This window comes from Vibrio sp. 10N.286.46.A8 (genome assembly GCF_041470165.1).
Lineage (GTDB): Bacteria > Pseudomonadota > Gammaproteobacteria > Enterobacterales > Vibrionaceae > Vibrio > Vibrio tasmaniensis_A.
This window is the reverse complement of the sequence record NZ_JBFRLX010000029.1, coordinates 1-363: the sequence shown is the minus strand read 5'-3', so window position 1 is coordinate 363 and position 363 is coordinate 1. Positions and strand designations below refer to the sequence as shown.

1 pseudogene is annotated in these 363 nt (G+C 58.4%); it reads right to left on the bottom strand.

The features are described 5' to 3' along the window. Positions 1 to 279, bottom strand: a pseudogene (locus AB4232_RS03840) (cadherin repeat domain-containing protein); the annotation flags it as partial. Between the last annotated feature and the right edge of the window lie 84 nt (positions 280 to 363).

Here is a 363-nt window from a genome sequence, read left to right as displayed (position 1 = left end):
CGTGTCGTCGTTATCAATGATGGTCGCGGTGTTGCTTTCGCCGCCCACGGTTAACGTGAACGTCTCGTTCGCTTCGTCAATCGTGTCCTGAGTCGTCGCCACAGTCGCCGTGAACTTGGTCACGCCCGCGGGAACGGTGATTTGCTTGGTCGCAGGATCGTACGTTACGCCATCGCTGAACGTCACGTTGCTTGGGTCTTTATCAAAGTCCGCCGCTATCGCAGTGCCTTCAGCCAGCGCAAAATCAAACGTCATGTCCGTCGCGCTTGGGTTCGACAAGCTCACCTCAAACACCGCGCCTTCGCCTTCGTCCACTTGCGTGCCTTGCGCGTCGACCGCTGGTTTCACGCCGCTGATGGTTGG